This window comes from Neobacillus drentensis, from assembly GCF_036962765.1.
GTDB classification, from domain to species: Bacteria; Bacillota; Bacilli; order Bacillales; family Cytobacillaceae; genus Neobacillus; species Neobacillus drentensis_C.
Genome location: NZ_JBALOS010000144.1, coordinates 24,710 through 40,695, shown reverse-complemented (window position 1 = coordinate 40,695; position 15,986 = coordinate 24,710). Strand labels below are relative to the sequence as shown.

14 protein-coding genes and 1 riboswitch are annotated in these 15,986 nt (G+C 41.5%); all 14 genes read right to left on the bottom strand.

Annotated features, from left to right (window positions below; genetic code table 11):
- Positions 1-90: 90 nt before the first annotated feature.
- The 14 genes from V7137_RS18095 to V7137_RS18030 all read right to left on the bottom strand — a co-directional run bounded on the left by V7137_RS18095 (position 91) and on the right by V7137_RS18030 (position 15,857).
- A complete protein-coding gene (locus V7137_RS18095) occupies positions 91-516 on the bottom strand; it encodes an OsmC family protein (RefSeq protein WP_218346049.1) in 426 nt (141 codons plus the stop codon).
- Positions 517-919: 403 nt separating this feature from the next.
- Positions 920-1,234, bottom strand: coding sequence for an MFS transporter (locus V7137_RS18090; RefSeq protein WP_335699387.1), 315 nt, complete (start codon positions 1,232-1,234; stop codon positions 920-922).
- A gap of 70 nt (positions 1,235-1,304) precedes the next feature.
- Positions 1,305-2,237, bottom strand: a complete 933-nt coding sequence (gene rbsK, locus V7137_RS18085) for a ribokinase (protein WP_335699386.1) — start codon at positions 2,235-2,237, stop codon at positions 1,305-1,307.
- A gap of 113 nt (positions 2,238-2,350) precedes the next feature.
- Complete coding sequence (locus V7137_RS18080; protein WP_335699385.1) at positions 2,351-4,537, bottom strand: ADP-ribosylglycohydrolase family protein; 2,187 nt, start codon at positions 4,535-4,537, stop codon at positions 2,351-2,353.
- 15 nt (positions 4,538-4,552) lie between these two features.
- Positions 4,553-5,380: a carbohydrate ABC transporter permease gene (locus V7137_RS18075; protein WP_335699384.1), complete on the bottom strand. Its 828-nt coding sequence runs from the start codon at positions 5,378-5,380 to the stop codon at positions 4,553-4,555.
- A complete protein-coding gene (locus V7137_RS18070; protein ID WP_335699383.1) occupies positions 5,380-6,303 on the bottom strand; it encodes a carbohydrate ABC transporter permease in 924 nt (307 codons plus the stop codon). Before V7137_RS18070 ends, V7137_RS18075 begins: the two co-directional genes overlap by 1 nt.
- A gap of 60 nt (positions 6,304-6,363) precedes the next feature.
- Complete coding sequence (locus V7137_RS18065; RefSeq protein WP_335699381.1) at positions 6,364-7,671, bottom strand: ABC transporter substrate-binding protein; 1,308 nt, start codon at positions 7,669-7,671, stop codon at positions 6,364-6,366.
- Positions 7,672-7,721: 50 nt separating this feature from the next.
- Complete coding sequence (locus tag V7137_RS18060; protein WP_335699379.1) at positions 7,722-9,533, bottom strand: cache domain-containing sensor histidine kinase; 1,812 nt, start codon at positions 9,531-9,533, stop codon at positions 7,722-7,724.
- On the bottom strand, positions 9,530-10,627 hold the full coding sequence (locus V7137_RS18055) for a response regulator (RefSeq protein ID WP_335699378.1): 1,098 nt from the start codon (positions 10,625-10,627) through the stop codon (positions 9,530-9,532). Before V7137_RS18055 ends, V7137_RS18060 begins: the two co-directional genes overlap by 4 nt.
- A gap of 262 nt (positions 10,628-10,889) precedes the next feature.
- The gene (locus tag V7137_RS18050) at positions 10,890-11,714 is read right to left on the bottom strand and encodes a MetQ/NlpA family ABC transporter substrate-binding protein (RefSeq protein WP_335699377.1); all 825 of its coding nucleotides are present in this window, start codon (positions 11,712-11,714) and stop codon (positions 10,890-10,892) included.
- Positions 11,715-11,734: 20 nt separating this feature from the next.
- On the bottom strand, positions 11,735-12,409 hold the full coding sequence (locus tag V7137_RS18045) for a methionine ABC transporter permease (RefSeq protein WP_335699376.1): 675 nt from the start codon (positions 12,407-12,409) through the stop codon (positions 11,735-11,737).
- Positions 12,399-13,412, bottom strand: coding sequence for a methionine ABC transporter ATP-binding protein (locus tag V7137_RS18040; protein WP_335699375.1), 1,014 nt, complete (start codon positions 13,410-13,412; stop codon positions 12,399-12,401). Before V7137_RS18040 ends, V7137_RS18045 begins: the two co-directional genes overlap by 11 nt.
- 107 nt (positions 13,413-13,519) lie before the next feature.
- Positions 13,520-13,625, bottom strand: a riboswitch (SAM riboswitch).
- A gap of 410 nt (positions 13,626-14,035) precedes the next feature.
- Positions 14,036-14,998, bottom strand: a complete 963-nt coding sequence (locus V7137_RS18035) for a VOC family protein (protein WP_335699374.1) — start codon at positions 14,996-14,998, stop codon at positions 14,036-14,038.
- Between the two features lie 28 nt (positions 14,999-15,026).
- On the bottom strand, positions 15,027-15,857 hold the full coding sequence (locus V7137_RS18030; RefSeq protein WP_335699373.1) for an SDR family NAD(P)-dependent oxidoreductase: 831 nt from the start codon (positions 15,855-15,857) through the stop codon (positions 15,027-15,029).
- Positions 15,858-15,986 lie beyond the last annotated feature (129 nt).

Below are 15,986 nucleotides of genomic sequence, written 5' to 3'. Positions count from 1 at the left end.
GAGGCTCACAGGGACCGATCACAGGAAAAATGGCTAGTCTCGGGCACTCTGGATCGATCACAGTGAACTTAATAAAAGTTTTTTTAAAAGTTATATCGCTTTTTCCCCTTTTACCCCATTGATCGAATAGCTTACGGTGATTTCTGCATTCAAGGAATGGGAGACGGAACAGTATTTGTCTTTCGACAATTGAATTGCCCGGACTACCTTATCCTCAGGCAGTTCTCCGTCTAAGGCATAATGAATATTAATCGTTGTAAAGCGCTTCGGATGCTCCTCGGCACGTTCTCCTTTCACATCCATTTGAAATGCGGTAGGCTCGAGGCGCATTTTTTGCAGGATTGAGATTATATCAATCCCTGTGCAGCCGGCAACCGCCTGCAGCAACAGTTCCGTCGGTCTTGGACCGGAATTCTCTCCGCCAACTTCAGGTGCAGCATCCATTGTAAATTCATGCCCGGACGGTGACACCCCCGAAAAGGCCATTTTCTCTTTCCAGTTGATTGTTAACTCCATACTCATACCCCTTTCACCTTTTTATCTTACCCATTCATCACTTCTTATTTTACATCTTTTTCAGTGCAATAATCCGGTAAGGAGCTTTTACGCGCTTCCATTATGCTCCAGAGGGGCGGCAAAATTTATAGGTCCCACCCCCCTTAACCAGAGCTCTGGATCAATTTTCAGATTCAGTAACCTATAATGTAGCCAACTTTTTCTGTTTCATCACCCTAACCAAAATCGAAGCTGCCACAATTATGGAAAAGAGTGAAATGACACTGCTGGCAAAATAGACTAGATTAGGGGTTAGTCGATCTAGAAGCATTCCTCCAGCTATGCTTCCAATAATCCCGCCGATTCCCCCAAAGACAGCGGCAAAGGTGGTTTGAGATGTGGCTTTTACTTCATCCGAAACAATTTAGGAGATATACTCCATCGAAGCAACAAAAAAGAGAGCAAACGTGACACCTTGGCTTACCTGTAAAACACTAATAATTGTTGGATCTTGGATATAACCATAAGCCCCCCACCGAATCGTATACAAGATGGTGGCAATCGTAATCAGAAAAACCGGATGATATTTTCTAAATAAGAAGACCGAAACGGCAAAAATAGGTACCTCACTCAATGAGGCAAACATCCAGGCACTGCCAATCTGACTTTTGGAGGAACCTAGTTCAGACAGATAAAGTCCTAAAATACTATCATTCAATCGATGCGGGATTCCCGCCAACGCCGCAACGACATCAAGTTATTCGGGTTAATGAACTTATACGAAAACAACATTCTATGCGAAAATAGCCTTAATAATATAAGCCCTCCTTATTTTCTTGTAGAAACTCCTCAATTTCTTTCTTCATTGGAATCGAATTTTGCGCTCCTCCCCGTGTAACAGTGATTGCTGATGCAGCGGTGGCAAACAAAAGTGCCTCCTTCGTACCCTTTCCAGAAGCTTTAGCTGCCGCAAACGAACCGATAAACGTGTCTCCAGCAGCGGTTGTATCAACCGCGTTCACCTTAAACCCGGGAGTGAGGATCGTTGATTCAATTGTGGAATAATAGTGTGAACCCTGCTCACCGAGAGTTAAAATGACTGCCTTTACCCCGTGGTTAATAAGCCAGTTAATCGCCCGCTCTTGTGCTTCTACCTTATCAATCCGAATCCCTGTAACTACCTCTACTTCGGTTTCATTTAAAATCAGAAAATCAATCAATGGAAAAGCATCGGTTGGGATTTTCAAAGCAGGTGCAGGGTTAAAATACGTTTGGACCTGCCGCCGCGCTGCTTCTTTTAGGACAAATAAAGTCGTTTCCAACGGGATTTCATTTTGTAATAAAAGAATATCTGCTTCATCTAATAAGTTTAACCGTTCTTCCACATCCTTTTTGGAAAGCTGCCCGTTAGATCCTTCCGATAAGATGATCGAATTTTCTCCAGCCTCATCAACCGTTATAAAGGCCATTCCTGATGTTCCTTCTTTTATAATCATTTCACTCGTATTAACATTCGATTTTTCTAATGAAGCTACTAACTCCAAACTAAACGGATCTTTCCCAACCGCCCCCAGCATCGTCACTTGGCCGCCTGCTAATGCAGCCGCCACCGCCTGATTGGCACCTTTTCCTCCTGGCGAGTAAATCGTTCCCAGTCCTTTAATGGTTTCACCTAGAAGCGGGTGCTTTCCAACCCGATTAACAATATCCATATTTATACTTCCGATTACGAGAATATTCATTGTTATCCGCCCCATTTTAAAAATGATACACCCGGCATTGCTCAACTTGATTTATTCCCCTTTTTAACATGGAAAGAGACCCTTTCATACTCGGGCCTCTCTCCCTTCAATTCCTACAAACCCTTCACCGAAAACCCTGCATAATGGGTATGGCTTCCGTTAAAGTTAGAGAAACCCACCTGGCCAAATAAATAAGGGTTATCATTGTCAGTATACTCCATAACCTTATCACCATTGACGGACACGATGAAATGATTATCCTGCGCTTCAACCGTTAATTGATAAGACTGCTGTTCATCCCAAAGGTAACTAGAAGAAGCTAACGAACGGTACCCGTTCTCATTTTTATATAAAACAACTTCATGATTAGGTGCGAGCCCTACAGCATAGGAACGAATACCGCCTTGGACACGGAATTGAATATTATGATGCTCACCAAGCTTAGGCTTTACTTCTGCAGAGAATTGATAGTTCCTCCACTCCCGATCGCCTGTATAACACTCGGCAGGTTCTCCGTGGTAGCTGCCGCTTAATTCGCCATCCTCTAAGCTCCAGATTCCGCGCAGATAAGTAAACTGACTAACTTCTAAATGAAGCGGGGTCCAAAACTCCATTCTTTCATTTTTAAAATGAATCTCATAATCAGGTGCGCCTGAAAAATCGAAGGAATCGATATAAGCGATTAAGCTTCCCGTATAATATCTGTCGACGACAGGAATGAATTCGACCCCCGCCTCTTCAATATGAACATCCTTCAAAGCAGGGATGACATACGACAGTGAGCAGAATTTACCTAGTTCCACAATCTCTTCTTCTCCGTAAAAATAGGTCCCCTTATTCCCATCCTTCACATATAAACGAGCTTTCACACTAATACCAAGATCCTCTGGAACGAGTACCTTTGCATCTAATGATTGCCCTGGATAAACAATCGGCGAAAAGCTTGGATCGTAGCGGCTGTCATTAAAATCTTCCGGCTTGTAATACGTTTTATGATAGACACGATAGGAGTCGCCGCCTTGAACAGTATCAAAGACCACTTTTAAGGATCTTTTTCCGATATCGGAATACTCCTCTGAGTTTTGAAGCGTACCCGTTATATGCACATTCAACTTCGAATTATGCTCTAAGCGGAATGCATGTGTGGAACCAGGATATTCAAAATGAAAACGCGGTGCCTTTCCTTCCAGGATTGCGGCCCATTCCGTCGGCACATCTTCCCCAGCAATTAAATAGCCCAACTTAGAAATATAAGTCGCACACCATGGAATATCGACAATATTAAGGGATCCGATTACACTTGAACAACAGAGAAAATCGTTAATTGGTTTTCTCCAGCTCTCATCAATGCCATCGATTCCGTTTCGAACACCAATAATTGTACCGACATTGGCCACATTACAATCTGTATCCCAGCCGCACATATTACAAATGTTAATCGATTCACTGAAATCACCTTCTCCATATAAAAGGGACAGGACAATAACAGCCGAATTCGGTATGATATGGCAGACACCTGGATAACGGTCATAGCCATAATTCACTTGAACAAACTTAAAGCAGTCACGCCAATTGGATGGATTCTCCTTGTAAAAACGAATCACGTCCCTGGTCATCCGTGTATATTCACTATCCGCTGGAATCACCGACAAACCTGCCTCAATGATTTTTTCGATCTCCTTTTCCACAAATGCTTGCGCAATACAAGCTGCAATAAACTCGCCGCCGTATTTTCCATTGCCATCATGGGTAACGCTGGCCATTTTACCAGCATACTCGGCCGCTAATTCTGGATTTCCTGGGGCCACCAGTCCCCAGACATCGATGAAAATCTGACCGCCAATTTGTTCAGCAACGGCATGACCATTTTGTTCTATTGATCCAGAACGAGGAGCCGTGATCCCATTTTTCAAATTAAGGTAGGCCGTATGTTCCGTCGATTTCCCGTACCCGCCCCACCAAAAGAAGCCGTGCCCATCAGGAGCGTAATTTAATAGTGTTAACCCCATTTGTTCAGCCGTTATGTCACTGGTGTGGGTAAAATCTTCGAGGGCACGTAGGAAAAACATCGGTCCGTTCGTATCATCATCGGCCGCAAAGTTTTTAAATTCATGTAAATAGCCGGTGATCTCCCCATATGTTCGTTCCAGGCGTTCATAGGACCAGCCTTCAACGTTACCGCCATGACGGACTCCGATGACCTTTCCCAGCCAGCCCGCGTACACTTTTTCAATATAATCAGCAGGAATACGGCTGCCTTTCTTTACATTTTCAATCTGATTTACATCTAATTGACTCATTCAAACTCCCCCTTATTATCCCTTAATACTTCCTTCAGTAAGACCTTCAATAAATTGACGCTGTAAGAAAAGGTAAAGAATGACCATTGGCAGAGTGGAAATAAGACCTGCCGCCGAGACCTTACTCCAATCAGAACTAAAGCTTCCAACGAAAGCAAGATACTTTGTTGAAACCGTGCGTAATTCATCGGATTGAATAAACGCATTTGCAAAGAAAAATTCATTCCAGGTCCAAAGGCCAACCAATAAGGCCACCGTTAAAAATACAGGCTTGGATAATGGAATCATTAATTTCATAAAAACTTGAAATTCATTACAGCCGTCTACCCGCGCACTTTCGAGAAGCTCCTTTGGAATCCCTATAAAAAAGGAACGAAGCAGGAAAATATTAAATGGCAGGAAGATTCCGCTATAGATGATAATCAGACCAAATAAGGAATCCATAAGGTGTAAATTCTGCCACACATAAAATAGTGGGACGAGGAATAATCCCATAGGTACAGACATGGTAAGCAGTAAAAATGCCATAATCGCGCTTTGTCCTTTAAATTCGTATTTCGATAAGGCATAGGCCGCGAATCCACCACTGATACAAACAATAATGATCGTAGCCACTCCCACTAGTAAGCTATTAATAAAGGCCTGACCATAGGCCCCTTCCGTCCAGGCAGCGACCATATTTTCAAACGTGATTTTAGAAGGCACACCAAATGGACTCGTTAAAAACTCGTCCTTCGGCTTAAAGGCATTCATCAATAACAAAACGAGCGGACCTACTGCAAAGAGAAAGACACAAAACAGGAAGAAGTGACGGGAAACGACCTCAAAGGGTTTATTTTTCATCACATCTCCCATCCTTTCTTTTTCATGATTCCGAAAATCGCAATGATAATCCCGCTCAGAACCGCCATCGCTAAAGCAATCGAGCTCGCATAACCAGGTGCTTGATTTTGCAGAGCTTCCTTGTACATGTAGGTGCTAATTAATTCCGTCGCATTTCCTGGGCCGCCATTCGTCATGACAAAGACATAATCAAAGGCAGCAAATGACCAGATCATCGTTAACATAAGAATCAACATCAGTGTTGGTCGTAATTGCGGAAGAATCACATACCAGAAGATTTGGATCTTATTCGCACCTTCGACAATCGCCGCTTCTTCCAAACTTTTATCCGTTTGGTGAAGGGCCGTTAAGATAAGGACCATCAAAAATCCCCAGTAGCGCCAACCATCGACTAATGCAACAGAAAGCAAGGCAATCGCAGGATCTCCTAACCACATGGGCACATTATGGAAGCCCCATTTCGTTAAAAGTGTATTAATCCCAAAAAACGGGTTATAAATCCAAGCCCAAACTTTCGCACTCACAACGGTTGAAACGATTTGGGGAAGAAAGAAAGTCGAACGGTAAAACATTTGACCTCGTTTTACTTTACTCACCATATAGGCAATGATTAACGCAAATATAATGGGTACGGTGCAAAAAAGGGCCATCCACTTAAAGTTATTGCCCAGTGCAGCAAAGAAATTAGGATCTGAAAGGAGAGTTTGGTAGTTTTCTAAACCAATGAATTTTGGCGGCTGAATGCCATCCCAGTCGGTTAAGGATAGGATTAATGTCCCGATCGTTGGACCTGCTACTACTAGAATGATTAAAAACAAAGCTGGTGAAAGAAATAGCCACGGGACAATTGCCTTTCTCCAGTTTTTGCGATTCTTCCTTGGTATGTGTACGGATTCTTTCATAACGGCTAAATCTGCACTCACTTAGAAGTTCCTCCTTTCAATTAGAAAATTTGAGAAAAAAAGAGGAGGAAAAATTTCCTCCTAATTAAATTTAAATAGCTTCCCTTTCTCTTTATCTTTTTCAAATTCTTTTTGTAATTTATCCAAATAGGTGTCAACATCAATCTGTCCCAGCCACACGGATTCAATATTGCTCCATGCAAAGGTTTCAGTGGATGGCGGCCAATACGTCCAAGCAGCATAGCCCGTTTGATTATTTTCCATTGCTTCGTTTAATAGATCAAAAGATTTTTGAACATGCGGTTCAAGATTCCCAGCTTTCAAGCCATTAATTGGAAGGAAACCGCCTAACTCCAGGAGTTTTTGGGCATTTTCATTAGTATGCATCCAATCAAGGAATTTGGCTGTTTCATCCGGATGCTTAGAATTTTTGTTAATACCAACAGCTGCACCTAATGCAAGTGGCAGGTTAGCTTCAACTCCATCTTTCCAAGACGGCATAATAAACACGTCCCAATCAAATGGAGGTGGACTCCCTTTTAACGTCGATAGCATCCAAGTCCCTTCCATTTTCATCGCAGCTTTCCCACTCATAAATAGAGTAGTGGCGTCATCAAGCGTAATGGCTTGGGATTGTTTATCATTGATATACCCGTCTTTCCAAAGATTGTTCAATTTTGTGATGGCATCCTTCATTTCCAGACTATTCCAAGGGATCTCCCCAGTTAATACCTTTTTAAAGTCGTCAGCCCCAACCGTTTCATTAAAGGCTAGAGACAACCACCATTCATTGGCTGCTTTAAAGTCAGAGCTTCCAAACGCAAATGGAATGATGCCCTTTTCATCCATTTTTTTACTAAGCGCGACTAGTTCATCATAGCTGTTTGGAATGTCCCAGCCATTTTGCTTGAACATATCTTTGTTATAGTAAACTACTAATGTTTCATAGGAGCCTGGCAGCGCAACCTGCTTTCCATTCGCTTGAACGGTTTGGTAGGCCCACGGATAATAGCGATCCGCCCACTTATATTTTTCTGCATACTCATCAAGTGGGAGCAAATAGTTTGCGGCCGCGAAATCCTGGGCGGAGGTAGGTCCATTTAAATTAACAACATCCGGTCCTCCCCCTGCAGCTAACTGCTGCTTTGCGAGACCCTCGGGATCCGAGTTTTTAACAAGCTTGACTTTAATGTTTGGATTTTTTGCTTCAAATCCTTTAATGACATCATTTTGCAGATAGTTTAAATATTCTGTCCCACCTTGGTTGTTTGCATAGAGTGAAATTTCAACATTGCCCTTCGAGCTGGAAGAACCTGAACTTGTTGAGCTGCAGCCAGATATCAACAATAAAGATGCGGCCACAGCAGGTAACCACTTGCTAATTTTCATTCCCTTTCCCCCTTTTTCACGAAAATATGTAAGCGCTTACGTTACTATTATTATGGCAAGTTATTGTAAGCAGGGGAACCTGTCAATTTTGATATGATTCCTTCACTTTTTTGATAATTCAAATTACTCGCAAGTGGAAGCTTCACTTGAATCGTCAATCCATACTCTTTATTTTCAAAAATAGACAGCCCATAATTCTCACCGTACGTCATCCTGATTCGATTATGGACATTAGCCAGTCCAATTTTTTCATATGAGGGGCTTTCATCTTTCCGATCAGCTAAAAACATCATTAATTCCGCTATTTTTTCGGGTTCTAATCCGATTCCATTATCGGAGATTTCATAGAATAGGTGCTTCTCTTCAACAAAAGCAGAAATTCTTATTTTCCCCTTCCCACCAAGAGGCTCCAAGCCATGCTGAACAGCGTTTTCTACCAGCGGCTGCAACGTAAAGCGCGGAATTAATTGCTCTAGTAATTCGTCAGGTATATGAAAGTCGAACTCTATGCTATCCCCTGTTCGAAAACGAATAATTTCGCTATAGAGGAGGACATGCTGATACTCCTCACTAACTTTCACTAAAGGAGTCGAACGGTCTAAACTATAGCGGAGCATGCCTGCCAATGAATCGACGACAGCCGTTATTTCACGGATCCCCTTATCCCTAGCCAACCAGCTGACAGAGTCAAGTGTATTATAAAGAAAGTGCGGGGCAATTCTTGCCTGGAGTGCCTGGTACTGTGCTTCTTTTTGCAGTAATTTAGCTTGTGATTCGTTCATCCTTGAGACCCGAATATCATTGATTAATTGCTGGAGCTGCTCAATCATATGGTTAAAACTTTTCCCTAGCTTACCAATTTCATCATTCCGCTTAAAATTCGACCTCGCAGCTAAGTTGCCGCTCTCGACATCAAACATTAGTGTTTGCAATCGTTGAATCGGTCTGACTAGATACGTCCGTAGAAATAAAGCTACTCCTCCGACCGCAAGAATAATGATTAAAGCAAACAGGAACACAATATTTCTTGTCTTCTGTAATTGATTAGAAATCTCTTGATAAGGAACCACACCATTAATGTGCCAATTCGATAACGAGGATGTGGTATGAATCACCAACTCTTTCTTCCCATCCCGATTCAGAAAATAATTATCTCTTTTCGAGGATGGCGCCAATAGCTTTTCGCTATTAAAATTTTTCGGTGCATATATTTCTTCACCTTGATTATTTTTAACAACAATAAATCCGGATTGAAGCAGCTTCGAGTCTTGTAAGTAGTCTTGAATCTGCTGCAGGTCAAGATCAACAATCACCGCACCAATTACCTGGCCGTTCTCCGGATCTAAGATAGATTGAACATATGGAATAACCCAGCGTGATTGTTCACCTAATTCTGGAGATAGGACGGTTGGTTTTTTTAATTTTAATAGTCTCGCAAATTTCCCCTTGTTCAGATTGCCCCCGGTAGGCAAATATCTTCCCATACTATCAATTCGGGACAAATCTTTTCTGACAATCGTGATTCTCTGGATGTCCTGATGGGTTAGGATCATTAACTTGGAAAAGGCCACAAAGGTTTGTGTTTGTGCATAAAGAAGATAATTCTCGGCATGAGGTTCACTTACAAGAAGTTGAAACTCTCCATAATTGGCAACGGTTTTCGCAACCGAGTCGACATCTGTAATGTAACTGTCTAAGCGAGCCTGAATCTGTGCGATTGTTTCAGTGTTTGATTTAACTATTTTCTCTTCTAGGATGCTAGAAAAGTATTCATACCCCAAATAGCCAACCGAAAGTAAAGGCATCATCGTAAGAAATAGCAGTGTGAAAATGATTTTTTGATAGAGGGTCCCCTTGCTCATTGGCGGGCACCCTTTGTTAGGAAATCGTGACGATAATCCTGTGGAGTGATCCCGCATTGTCTTTTAAAGATTCTTGAAAAATAATCAGGGTTGTCATAGCCCACTGTTTTGGAAATGTCCATTACCTTAAAATTGGTCGCTTCTAGCATGTTCTTGGCTTTTTCTATTCGTAAGTCAACAATATATTCGGTGAAATTCTTCCCGAGTTCTTTTTTGACGACTCTGCTTAAATGAGCAGCTGACACACCAATGATTTCGGCCACCTCTTGTAAGGAGATTTCCTTATTATAATTGGCGTCCATGATTTCTTTGCATCTGATGACTAAATCAGGAGAGGTAGTTTTTTTAAACTGACCAACAATGTAAACACTTGAATCAAGTAAGCAATTGATTTTTTCCTCAATCCTAGTAAAATCTGTCTCAGGAACAATCGATTCAATCGTCTTTTCAATGATCGGTTCGATGAAACCTCTTAGTTCATCATTAGTGATGATCCTTTTTCGAAGCGATACCAGGAAATCAGTCAAATACGGTAATACTTTAATGGTATCGTTTTGGGAACGCTTTCTTAATTCTGCAATAAATAATTGTGCTTTATTTGTTAATCCAGATTTGTTGGCCATTTCCACACAATCGAGGAGCTCCGATTCCAGGCGGATTAGCCCCATATCCCATTTGGGTTGATTCTGTAACAAATGGGAGTATTTAACCGAGCCCTTGACAACTTCACCCATAAGCCTGTTTAAGGTCGTTCCAAATACTTCTTTGTTAATCGGTTTTAATAAATAATCGGAGACACCAAAACGCATCGCCCTAGTAGCATAGGTAAAATCTGCATAGCCGCTAAGGATGGCGATGATTATATCTGGATACATTTTTTTAACTTTTTCAACCAAGGATAGTCCATCCATTTTCGGCATCTTTATATCTGTAATCACAATATGAGGGGAATGTGATTGAATTATTTTTAAAGCATCCTCGCCATTAGAGGCTGCTCCTATCAGGTCAAAAGGTTCGCCCATTTCTTTAATAAAATTGGAGATTCCATTGCGGACAACTAACTCATCTTCAACAATAAGTACCTTAACAAGCATGCCTAGCCCTCCAATGCAGATAAATTACTTTTCTCCTATAAAAATAGTTATTATACTATTTTTCCATTTTATCACTATCTATAGGCTATAAACTTCTTAAACTTCGACAATAATCGAGTGGCAACTGGTCTTTCTCCATCCCCTCAATAAAAATGCTTACATCCAATGAAAGATACATTCATTGGATGTAAGCATTCGTTAAACGAGATGATTCCTTTAAGTGACTATGGGAATCCCGATTATTAGTAGTATAAAATTCCTGTTACTTAGTCATCCATTCCGGTTTTCCGAAGCCTTTAAATTGTTCATCAATGATTTTCTCGAAATTATCCGATTCGACAACGGCTTTAATATCCTTCGCCAGCTGAGAATCTTTATTTTCTGTTTTGACGGCAACCACATTGCGGTAAGGATCAAGCATATTCTCAAGCGCTAGTGCTTTAAGCAGGTCCATCTTAGCAGCAAGAGCGAAGTTTCCAGGTACTGCAGCTATATCAGCACTGTCGACAGAACGAGGCAGCTGACCTGCTTCAATCGGCTGAAATTTCAAGTTTTTCTTATTCTCAGTAATATCCTTCTCTGACACTCTAATCGGCTCTGCTTTTTCATTGATTTTAATCAGGCCTTCATCGCGGAGCGTATTCAAGGCACGAGCGGCAGTTGTCGGGTCATTGGGAATGGTAACCGTTGCCCCATCCTTCACCTCATCAAGTGATTTATAAGTGTTTGAATAAAGCCCCATAGGTGCCGTTGGAACAGAAATCAACTTGGTTAATTCCATATTATTTTCCTTCGCAAAACTTTCAAGATAAATGGTGTTTTGGAAGAGGTTAGCCTGAATATCACCATTATCTAACGCTTTGTTTGGTTGAATATAATCACTAAATTCAACAACCTCTACTTTATAGCCCTTCTCTTCTAAACTTGGTACAATCGCTTTCTTCAACATATCGCTATACGGACCCGCTGTGGCACCCAATTTAATATTCTTTGAATTAGCACTTGCCTTTTCCTCACCTGAGCTGCCGCACGCTGTTAAAGCAGCTACGACTAAAAGTAAACTCATTGCTAAAAACCACTTTTTCATGACTTTTTCCCTCTTTCTGTTTATTTTCTTTTATCGACAACTTTGGCGATGAAATCGCCAAAAAGCTGAACAAACTGAACTAAAACAATTAAAATGACAACCGTGGCAACCATGATTGTGTTGTCATAACGATAATAACCAAAGCGAATCGCTAAATCGCCGATTCCGCCGCCCCCAACTGTACCGGCCATTGCAGAAAATCCAACCAAACTAATGAGTGTTAAGGTAATCCCAGAGATAATCCCCGATCTTGCTTCAAGGAGCAGGACATCTTTAATGATCATCCATGGGGTAGCACCAGCGGCAATTGCTGCTTCGATGACGCCTTTATCGATTTCTCTTAATGCAGTCTCGACAATCCGAGCAAAGAAAGGAATCGCAGCAACGGAAAGCGAAACACTTGCAGCAGTTGGTCCAATGGTTGTACCAACTAGAAATTTTGTTAATGGAATTAACGCAACCAATAAAATAATGAAAGGAATGGACCGAATAAGATTAACAATAAATCCCACGGAAAGCTGGACCGAGCGATTTTGCAAAAACAAGCCCTTGTCCGTAACATATAAGAGAATCCCCACAGGCAATCCAATAACAATGGAGATGACTAATGAGATGAGAATCATATAAATGGTTTGTACAAAAGCTGTATTAATATCAGGAATAAGCTCCACAAGATGATTAAAATCAAAGCCCATCGCGTAACACCTCCACTTGTGCTGCCCGGTCTTCGATATACTGAAGCGCCGTTTTCACTTCTTCCTTCGGTCCTTTCAGTTCCATAATAAAAATGCCAAGCGGCAATTCTTGAATATATTCAATCGAACCATGCAGAAAGTTACCTTTAACGTTAAATTGCTTGAGCATATCGGAAATGACACCCTCTCCGGCAACTTTCCCCTTGAATAAGACCTTGATGATCGGTCCATCACAATTAGATAAAATCGCCTCCGGAATGTCATAAGAAACAACACTATCAATAAACTCTTTTGTGAGTTCGGCCCGAGGGTTGGCAAAAATATCATATACCGCTCCCTCTTCAATGACCTTTCCTTCTTGCATGATCGCCATCCGGTGGCAAATTTCCTTTACAACATTCATCTCATGCGTGATTAATACAATGGTAATGCCCAGTTCCTTGTTGATTTTTTTTAAAAGATTTAAGATTGACTTGGTTGTGGTCGGGTCAAGTGCTGAGGTCGCTTCATCGCATAATAGCACCTTCGGATTATTAGCAAGGGCTCGTGCAATCCCCACCCGTTGTTTTTGTCCACCGCTCAGCTGTGCAGGGTACACATCTCGTTTATCCGCAAGTCCTACTGTTTCAAGCAATTCTTCCACTCGTTCTTTTATTTGGCTCTTTGGATAGTTGGCAGCTTTCAAGGAAAACACAATATTCTCAAACACTGTTTTTTGACTGATTAAATAAAAGTGCTGAAAAATCATGCCAATTTTTAACCGGGCTAAACGCAGATTCTCACCTTTTAACGAAGTAAGATCAATGCCATCAACGGTAATGCTTCCTTTTGTGGGCCGCTCCAACAGATTGATACAGCGCAGCAACGAACTTTTTCCGGCACCGGAATAGCCGACAATTCCATAGATCTCGCCACTTTGTACAGTTAGCGAAACCTCATCAACACCTTTCACCGTGCCATTTTTTGTTGTGTAAACCTTTGAAAGATTCTGAATCTCAATCATATGATTACCTCTTTTTTTCAAATTCTATATTTTGAAATAATGATAGCTTCCAAACAAAAAATGCCCCTCTCAACTGAAAGGGGCATCGAAATACAAATGGATATTTCGACTTATCTTTCAGAATGAAAGTCATTCTGCAGGAATTGGCACCTTCCCTAAAAGGGGGTTGCCGGACGTCATAGGGCCTAGTCCCTCGGTCGCTCTCGATAAGTTTATAATCGTTTTTTAAGTTAGGTTGATATTACTAATCTATCTTTATTTTGTCAATCATCAGATAATAGTAATCTTTTTTGAAAGAGCGCTTCCATTCCTATTAAAACAATCAACAAAGTAGGTTTAAAATTTTTTTTATTTGCTGCACCCAACATTGATATTGAACAAGAGGTTCATAGGTATCTGATTGGTATCCAAACTTATCAACAACAAGATGAAGAGTTTTTGATTTCTTCTTTTACTGGTTGCGCTGTACAGCATGCTGATTCATTTATATCAGTTACATTAATCCCCACATTCACTTTACTCATTTTTACCAGCTCTTTTAAATATTAGGATACTAAATCAAAAAAAGTTGATTTATAATCACTAAATCAACTTTTTTTGAACTTATATTTCTGGTGTTAAAATCAAAATCTTTCAAGTAATTCGATGATTACTTTATATGTAGAGGTTGTGTCCATGTAGGCATATCTACCTTTACCATTCCAGAAGTTTCCTCTTTGAATAACGGGATAACCCATGTCCTCTAATAATTTCACATTTTCCTCCATATTATTTACCACAAAGGATATATGGTGGACACCCTCACCTTGTGTTTCAAGGTGCTTTTTCCACGTGCTTGGTGAATCACCCGGCTCAATTAATTCAAGTTGAAGTAATGGGGTATTTATAAACATGTATTTAGAGTCCGCCTCAGTTGGCTTTCCTTCAAAAATAACCTGAGTAAGCTCACTTGGCCCGGATTGAATCACTGGATGCTTTTTGACACCTAGTAACTTGCAGTACGCATCGGCTGCTGCATCTAGATCTTTGACGACAATGGCCAGCTGCTCGACTTTATTGGTTCCCAGTAAGGGAGTGAAGACACCTGTTTTAGGTGCCGTATCCCTCGGTTCAGCACTTTCTAGCAGTTCCAATAGTATTTTATGACTATTTAACGTATCCACATAAACATAACTTCCATCACTAGATGTAAATTCGCCACTCTGCAGCAACGGAAATCCGTTCTCCTCAAAAACAGGCAGCTTCTCTTTAATAGAGTCCACATCAAAGGCGATATGATGGATTCCTTCCCCCACCGTATCCAAAAATTCGCGCATTGTGCCAGGCTCTTGGTTAGGTTCAATCAATTCAATTTGCACTGTTGGGGTATTTAAAAATACTAATTTACTACGGGAATCAGTTGGCTGACCGCGAAACACCACCCTAGAAACTTCACTGTCGCCTGTTAAAAACCATTGAGGTGCCGGTATCCCGAGAAGCTTCGCAAATGCCTCGGATGCTTGCTCAATATCACGAACAACGAATGCAATTTGATTAATGACGTTATTTCCAGCTAACGGCTTTTTTTCCGTCAATGATTCGGTCATGTTTATTCCCCCAGTTATTATATCCTCATCACCCAAGCCCGCGAACCGCTAATCCTCCATCGCTCGAAATCACTTCACCCGTAATTGCACGGGCCTGATCGGAAGCAAGTAGAAGATAGGCCCCCACATGGTCTTCCGATTTCATCGCAATTTGCAGTGGGTTCCGTTTTTTTATGCTTTTCTCTTTCGTTTCATTATCGACCATTTTTACAAAAGGCTGCAGTGGAGGAATGACATGGAGTGCTGTTAAGGTTCCTCCAGGTGCCACCGCATTCACTCGGATTTCCGGTGCTAATTCAAACGCCAGTTGGCGCATGAGTCCAATTTGCGCATGCTTGCTTGCCGTATACCAAACCCCTCCGCCATCCGGATAGAAGCCTGCACCTGAGACAGTGAAAATCATATTCCCGGCTGTTTTCTTAAGTTCCGCGGTGGCTGCTTTGGCCCCATTAAAATAGCCTTTTACATTGATATTAAATAGAAGATCATAGGCATCTGACATCGCTTCCGGGGTGACTGTCTCAAATTTGGCGAATCCGTCGAATACACCCGCATTAGCCACAAAAACGTCTAATTTCCCATAGATTTCGACAGCTGTTTGTACTGCTCGCACATGGTCTTCATAGATGGTCACATCGCCTTCAATGCATTGAACCTGTTCACCAAATTGTTGTTTGAGCTCATTTAGTCCTGCTTGAGACCGGTCAAGGATGGTGACAACAGCACCCTCTTTCACAAATGCCTCGGTGACAGCTTTTCCGATTCCGGAGGCACCTCCGGTCAAATAAATGGATTTTCCTGTAAGTTGAGCCATCATGGTGCTCCTTTCTATTTTAGCTACTGGTTTAAGTTCGAACATGCAGAACTCCTTTACGTGACGGTTTTCTTTTGTCCTCACTCTTTTCGGTCACGTAGAACCTTTTTACGTGACCGGACACTCTAATCCTGACTCTTTTTGGTCACGTAGAACTCTTTTACGTTACCGGGT